This is a genomic window from Xanthomonas pisi DSM 18956 (assembly GCF_001010415.1).
In the GTDB taxonomy this organism is placed as follows: Bacteria; Pseudomonadota; Gammaproteobacteria; order Xanthomonadales; family Xanthomonadaceae; genus Xanthomonas; species Xanthomonas pisi.
Map to the genome: position 1 here is coordinate 1 of NZ_JPLE01000050.1, position 7,039 is coordinate 7,039.

The window sequence follows — 7,039 nt, forward strand, 5'->3', positions numbered from 1 at the left end:
AGCAAACGATCAAGGCTGAAGACCCCGACCGGGCTCAGTGGCAAGAGACCAAGCCAAAACCGCGGCATCCCTTGCACCACCACTTACAGCCAAGCACAACTCCGATTCCCGATTCCCGATTCCCGATTCCCGATTCCCGATTCCCGGTTCCCGATTCCCCGCTCCCGGCACCAGCCCCTGCGCTCTACCGATTCCCCACTCCCGATTCCCCATTCCCCGCCGCATACGCCTGCGCCTGTCCCATCACCCGCAGCAAATTGCCGCCCCAGATCCCGGCGATCTGCGCTTCGGTGTAGCCCTTGCGCAGCAGCCAGGCGGTGATGCGCGGGAGCTTGGAGACGTCTTCCAGCCCGACCACGCCACCGCCGCCGTCCCAGTCCATGCCGATGCCCACATGCTCGGGCCCGACCACCTTGAGTACATGCTCCAGATGGGCGAAGAAGTCCTCCTCGGTGGCGCGCTTGATCGGGTAGCGCGCATCCAGCTCCTTGAGCGCGGCGCTCAGGGCCGTGCCGTCGGAGATCTTGATGTGCTCCCAGCCGCCGTATTGCTCGGTCAGCGCCTTCTCGGCGGCCTTGCGCTCGGGGCTGGCGCCGCTGTCGACCAGATAGCCGCCGTAGGAATTCACCTGGATCACGCCGCCGTGCTGGGCCAGCACTTTCAAGCGCGCATCGTCGATATTGCGCGGATGGTCGAACACCGCTCGCGCGCCGCTGTGCGAGAGCACGATCGGCACCGGCGACAGCGCAATCAACTGGTCGAACACCGCATCGGAGGCATGCGATTGGTCGATCACGATGCCCAGCGCCTGTGCCTGCTGCACTAGTTGCTTGCCGGCCGGGCTCAGGCCCTTCCACTCCGGCCCCTTGGGGTCGGTGGCCGAGTCGGCGAATTCGTTGTTGAGAAAATGCACCGTGCTCATCAGGCGCAGGCCTTGCGCGTAATAGAACCGCAGCAGCGTGGGGTCGGCCACCAGCGGGCTGGCGTTTTCCATGCTGATGTACACCACGCGCTTGCCATCGGCCTTGATGCGCGCGGCATCGGCCGGCGTGGTGGCGAAGGCGAAGCGCTGCGGTTGCGCGGCCAGCAGCGTGTGGATCTTCAACAAGCGCTGCAGACCGGCATCGCGGTCGTCCAGATGCGCGGCCGCACTGCGATTGCCCTGCCCGGTGTAGACCGCCCAGAAGCCGCCATCGAGCGCGCCTTCGACCATGCGCGGGTAATCCACCTGCGACAGCCGGTTGCCGGCATGCGCCTGCAAGACGTCGAAGTCGGGGCGCTCCAGATTGGCCGGCGTATCCAGATGCGAATCCAGCGTGACCAGGCGCTTTTGCAATGCGGTGGCGCGCGCCAGTTCGGCCTTGGAAAACTCCAGCGCGTGCGCCGAGCCAGCCAGGCTCAGCAACACGGCGACACACAGCAGTTGCAGGTTCATGCGTCCTCGCAGACAGGTGGGATCTGCCGATCATAGCGGCCGCGCGCGCGCAGACTCCGCGCGCGGTGCGCAATGGCATCGCCGGGCAACGCACGCAAGTCCAACCCGCGCCACATCACGAGCGGCGAGTTCGTTGCAGTTCTGAAAAATACATACACAGAGCAATTGCGCCACGTTCGCCGCTGCGCACACTTGCGCGGCCGCCGCATCCAGCGCGCGGCGCTCCCCCTCCCGGGCCCGACAGCGCCGCAGCTTCTGCGGGCGTTGCGGGCGTGTGTACCCCATCCGTCTATGGCGAGACCCCCATGTCCATCGCATCGCGCGCGCTGTCCCGACGTCTGCTGAGTGTTGCCCTGATCGCCACCGGGCTGGGCGCGGCCTCCAGCGCCAGCGCGGCCTGCACCGCCGGCAGCTGGATCGCGCGCGTCAATGAAGTCGGCATGCCGCCGGTGCGCTACGAAACGGCGCACTTCGCCTTCCGCTGGAATGGCAACGGCGTCTCCGATGCGGACGTGCGTGCCGCCGGCGAGCATCTGGAAATGGTGTGGGACACCTTCCTCAATCGCCTGCAGTTTCCCGAGCCGTTCTGCAACGTGGCCACCAAGTACAAGGCCAACCTGCATATGGACCCGAGCTTCGGCCTGAGTGGCGGTGCCACCGGCAGCGGCGGCATGGGCATGTGGATGGCACCGGGCGGCCTGCGCGACCATTGGGGTCTGGCGCACGAACTCACCCATGCACTGCAGTACCAGGCCGGTGGTTTGCAGGAGTCCGAATACACCGGCTGGATCTGGGAATCGCACGCCAACTGGATGACCCATCAGCTGCCGGAATTCCACAGCAGCGACGTGCATTGCTCCAGCATGCTGGTGAATTACCCGCATGTGTATCTGGGCTCCACGCGCGACCGTTATTGCAACTGGCAATTCATGGAGTATCTGAAGAACCGCTACGGCTACGCCATCATCAACGACATGTGGAGCAAGGCGCCGCGCATCGACAACCCGGCGCGGCGCACCGCCGATCCGTTCTCGGTGATCAAGGCCAACATGGGCTGGACGCAGTCGCAGATGAACGATGTATTCGGCGACTGGGCGCTGCGCAACGTCAACTGGGACTACACCAATCCCGATGGCAGCGACCAGGGCGTGCTGTATCGCGCGCGCTACGGCAGCAATCTGTCGTTCGACCCGCAGCGCACCCAGGACTGGGACAACCGCGACCGCGCCCTGCGCATGACCGTGCTCGACCCGGTGGCCGGCCAGGCCAACCGCTATCGCGTGCCGTTCGAATGGGCGCCGCAGCGCTGGGGCTACAACCTGGTGCAGCTGATCCCCGCCAGCGGCGCCACCACGATCCAGGTCGCCTTCGAGGGCCAGGTGCAGAGCGCACCTGCGGTCACCAGCCTGCCCGGCCTGCTCAACGACCCGCCCAGCATTCCCAACCCGGACTCGGACTGGCGCTGGGGCGTGGTGGTCATCGACAGTGCCGGCAAGGCGCGTTACAGCACGCTGCAGCGCGGCGCCAAGGCCAACCTCAGCGTGCCGCTGAAGAGCGGCGACCGCGCCGTGTACCTGATGGTGATGGGCGCGCCCAGCACCATGCAGAAGATCAAGTGGGACCAGTCCTACTACGCGATCTACCGCTACCCGTGGAGCGTGACGCTCACCAACGCCGCAGCGGCCGGCAGCCAGCCCGGCGCGCCCACGCCCACCCCGGTGGGCCGTCGCCACGCCAATGGCGGCGGCTGGGTCGCCAACACTGCCAACGTCGCCGCCACTGCCTACGTGGGGCCGCGCGCACGCGTGCTGGCCGGCAATGTGCTGGGCAATGCGCGCATCGATGGCCGCGCCACGGTGATGGGCGGCACGGTGCAGGGCAACGCGGTGCTCGGCGGGCTCACCGTGTGGCATCCCGGCGCCACCATCGGCGCCAATGCGCAGGCGCATACGGTATTCATGGGGCCGGGCGCGTTCGGTGCCATCAACGTCGGCGGCACCGCGCAGCTGCGTGGCGATGTCGAAGAACAAGGCGCCTCGCCGACGCAGGGGGTGTTCTACGGGTTTATCGATCCGGCCACGATGACCAACCCGGAGTTCGGTGCAGACCTGCGCCAGGCGGTGCCGGAAATCACCGCGCGACCGGCCGGCTGGTGATCTGGCGCAGCTGCGCAGCGGCTGCACATCAGTCCGACAAGACGCTACAGACAGGCCAGGGACGGCCATCGGTGGACGCGCGCAATGCACGCCGCTTGCGCGCGTCACTGGCACGTGCGGGTTGCCTGGCCCGGCACGTCGGCGATGACCTGCGTCTTGCAGTCGCGTCGCCGCATCACCGCAGCCACCGGTTCGAATCGGCGTGCGGTCGTGCGCGATGGGTGGGGTTGCCTGCGATCGCATGCAGGCCTGCGTCTGCTGCAGCGCCAAGGCCGCATGCGCACCAGCGATGCAGGTTGGCGCCACCATGCAGCGCTGCACGTTCGACGCAGGCTCAGTCCTCGAGTTCGGCCAACCGCGTGCGCACGCTGTCCACATCGACGTGCTCGCGGAGATGCATCCACTGCCGCGCCCACACCGAACGCAGCACGATCCATGCACCGAACACCCCCAGGCAGGTGGAGCCCAGCGCCAGCAGCAAAGGGTGCAGCGGCGAGCCGGTGCCGGTCTGGAACAGATACATGAAGGCGCCGGAAAACAGCAGCCACACGCCGAACACCGGCCAGTTGCTGGCCAGCAGGCTGGCATTGGGCCGCTCGATCTCGCGCAGCAAACGGCGCAGGGCCTTGCGTTCGTCTTCGTCGCTGGACGTCATCGGCTGCCGCTCCCTAGTGAATGTCTAGCTTGAATCCCGGCTGCAGCGCGCTGCGATCCACCATTGCCGTCGCGCACGGGTTGCGCCTGTCGCACGCTGACGACGGCCGCATCGCGTCATCTGTGCCGCATGCACCATCACACGCCAGGCGATGCGGCGGCTACTTGCCAGTGCCCGCCCTGCACCGCTTGCCGACAGCCGGCGCCGCCACGTGTGGCGTCGTCGTGGCGGCCACGCCTGCAATGCCCTGTGACCTGCACAAGCACGCAACGGGCGGTACGCATCGCCCGCTGCCTTAGGCCACCGCCATCACACCACGCGGCAGAACACCGCCTTGAGATAGCGCGATTCCTGCACGTGCGCCATGAACGGATGGTCCGGGCCGGCGCCTGCCACCTTCAGGATCTGGATGGTGCGGCCGGAGAAATACGACGCGCGGCGCAGCATGTCCAGAAACTCCTGCTCGGCCACCAGCCCGGTGCACGAGAAGGTGGCGAACAGGCCGCCGGGCTTGACCACGCCCAACGCCAATTTGTTCATGTCCAGATACTTCTTCAGCGCCGGAATCACCTGCTCGCGGTCGCGGGTCATCTTGGCCGGGTCCAGGATCACCACATCGAACTGCTCGCCGCGATTGGCCGCATCGCGCAGCCAGGGGAAGATGTCGGCCTGCACGAACTTGGGGCGCACGTTGTTGAGCTTGGCGTTGCCCTTGGCGATGGCGATGACGTCCTCGTCGATGTCCACGCCCAGCACCTCGGCTGCGCCGCGTGCGGCCGCATACACCGCAAAGCCGCCGGTGTTGCAGCACAGGTCCAGCACGGTCTTGCCTTCCACCTGTTCGCTCAGCCACTGGCGGTTGTCGCGCTGATCGGCAAAGAAACCGGTCTTGTGCGCGCCGGCCGGGTCGGCACGGAACTTGATGCCGTGCTCGGTGATGACGGCCGCTTCGGTGGTGGTATTGCTGTGGAAGTCGAAGCTTTCCTGCTTCTGCACGTGTTCGTCGGCAAAGCTGTGGAAACGGCAGCCCGGGAACTGCTCGCGCAGCGCCTCGTAGATCCATTCGCGGTGTCGGAACATGCCGGCGGCGAAGAACTCCACCACCACCAGGTCGCCGTAGCGGTCCACCACCAGCCCGGACAGGCCGTCGCCTTCGCTATGCACCACGCGCCAGGCATCGGACACACCGTCGAGCTTGAGCCAGTCGCGGCGCAGGCTCACTGCCGCGGCGATCTTGCGCGAGAACCAGCCCGCATCCACCGGCACCGACTGGTCGGTTTCCAGGATGCGCACGGCGATGCGCGAGTGGCCGTTATAGAAGCCGCGGCCGATCCATTCCCCATCCACGCCGACCACATCGACGATGGTGCCGGGTTTGGGCTTGGCGGCGGGCTTTTCCACCAGCTTCTGGAAGATCCACGGGTGGCTGGAGCGCCACGCATTCTTGAGTCGGACGACGGGGACAGGAGTATTCATTCACCTATTGTATCCGGCTGGATTGACGTGCCCGGCCCCTGCCCGCAGAATCGGCACCAGAAGGGGAGTAGCTCCCAGCGTTGTCGCCGTCATTACGAGTCCTGTCCGTCAGGCGCTCCGGTGCAACGGCAACCGGCCCAGCCGGTTGCGAGCGAGACCTTCGCCGCGCAGGCGAAGGTCCGTCACCCGGAATCCACGATTTCCGTGTCACAAGGCCTCAGCCCACCGGCTGTCCAGGTCGTTTCACTTTTCGGGATTCTTTATGCAAACCATTGGCAATGTCTGGTTATGGGGCGGTTTCGGGGTCGTGGTGATCGCCGCGCTGCTGATCGATCTGGTGCTGATGCGCCATGGCGGCGCCCACAAGGTCACCTTCAAGGAAGCCACCTGGTGGAGCATCGGTTGGGTGCTGCTGGCGCTGGCCTTCAACGCCGGGCTGTGGTGGTACCTGCAGGGCACGCTCGGCGATGCGCAGGCCGACCAGATCGGGCTGCAGTTTCTGACCGGCTACCTGGTCGAGAAATCGCTGGCGGTCGACAACATCTTCGTGTTCCTGATGGTCATGACCTACTTCGGCGTGCCGGAGGAACAGCGCCAGCGCGTGCTGATCATCGGTGTGCTGGGCGCCATCGTGCTGCGCGCGATCATGATTTTCGCCGGCTCGATGTTGCTGGCCAAGTTCCATTGGCTGCTGTACGTGTTCGGCGCGTTCCTGCTGCTGACCGGCATCAAGATGTGGTTCTCCGCCGGCAAGGAGCCGGATCTGGAAACCAACCCGGTGTTGCGCTGGATGCGCAGCCATCTGCGCCTGAGCCCGCAGTATCACGGCAACCTGCTCAGCGTGATCAAGGATGGCAAGCGCTGGTTTACCCCGCTGTTTGTGGTGTTGATCCTGATCGCGGTGATCGATGTGATCTTTGCGGTGGACAGCATCCCGGCGATCTTTGCGATCACCACCGACCCGTTCATCGTGCTGACCTCCAACGTCTTCGCGGTGCTGGGCCTGCGCGCGATGTTCTTCCTGCTGGCCGGCATGGCCGACCGCTTCCACCTGCTGCCGTATGGCCTGGCGGTGATCCTGGTGTTCATCGGCATCAAGATGATGATCATCGATCTCTACAAGATCCCGGTGCTGGTCTCGCTGGCGGTGGTGGTCACGATCCTGGTTGCCACCATCGTGCTGAGCCTGCTGCGCCCGCCCAAGCCGGCCGGGCACTGACCGGCCGGGATTCGGGATTCGGGATTCGGGATTCGGGATTCGGGATTCGGGATTCGGGATTCGGGATTCGGGATTCGGGATTCGGGATTCGGGATTCG

5 protein-coding genes are annotated in these 7,039 nt (G+C 65.8%); 2 read left to right on the forward strand and 3 right to left on the reverse strand.

The genetic code is table 11. The annotated features are described in order from the left end of the window. Positions 1-184: 184 nt before the first annotated feature. Entirely contained in the window at positions 185-1,435 is a 1,251-nt protein-coding gene (locus Y887_RS12570; RefSeq protein WP_046964660.1) for a dipeptidase, read from the reverse strand. A gap of 305 nt (positions 1,436-1,740) precedes the next feature. Here Y887_RS12570 and Y887_RS12575 point away from each other — a divergent pair, with 305 nt between their 5' ends. Further along, positions 1,741-3,591 (forward strand): Svx/AvrXca family virulence/avirulence protein, encoded by a 1,851-nt coding sequence (locus Y887_RS12575; protein WP_046964661.1) that lies wholly within the window; start codon positions 1,741-1,743, stop codon positions 3,589-3,591. Positions 3,592-3,925: 334 nt separating this feature from the next. Here the strand turns inward: Y887_RS12575 and Y887_RS12580 are convergent, their stop codons facing one another. Both Y887_RS12580 and Y887_RS12585 read right to left on the reverse strand, forming a co-directional pair. Further along, positions 3,926-4,246, reverse strand: a complete 321-nt coding sequence (locus tag Y887_RS12580) for a hypothetical protein (RefSeq protein ID WP_046964662.1) — start codon at positions 4,244-4,246, stop codon at positions 3,926-3,928. Between the two features lie 309 nt (positions 4,247-4,555). Continuing rightward, the gene (locus Y887_RS12585) at positions 4,556-5,722 is read right to left on the reverse strand and encodes a class I SAM-dependent rRNA methyltransferase (RefSeq protein WP_046964663.1); all 1,167 of its coding nucleotides are present in this window, start codon (positions 5,720-5,722) and stop codon (positions 4,556-4,558) included. A 262-nt stretch (positions 5,723-5,984) separates the two neighbouring features. On the opposite strand from Y887_RS12585, the gene Y887_RS12590 reads away from it, so the two are divergent. Continuing rightward, entirely contained in the window at positions 5,985-6,941 is a 957-nt protein-coding gene (locus Y887_RS12590) for a TerC family protein (protein ID WP_046964664.1), read from the forward strand. Positions 6,942-7,039: the final 98 nt, after the last annotated feature.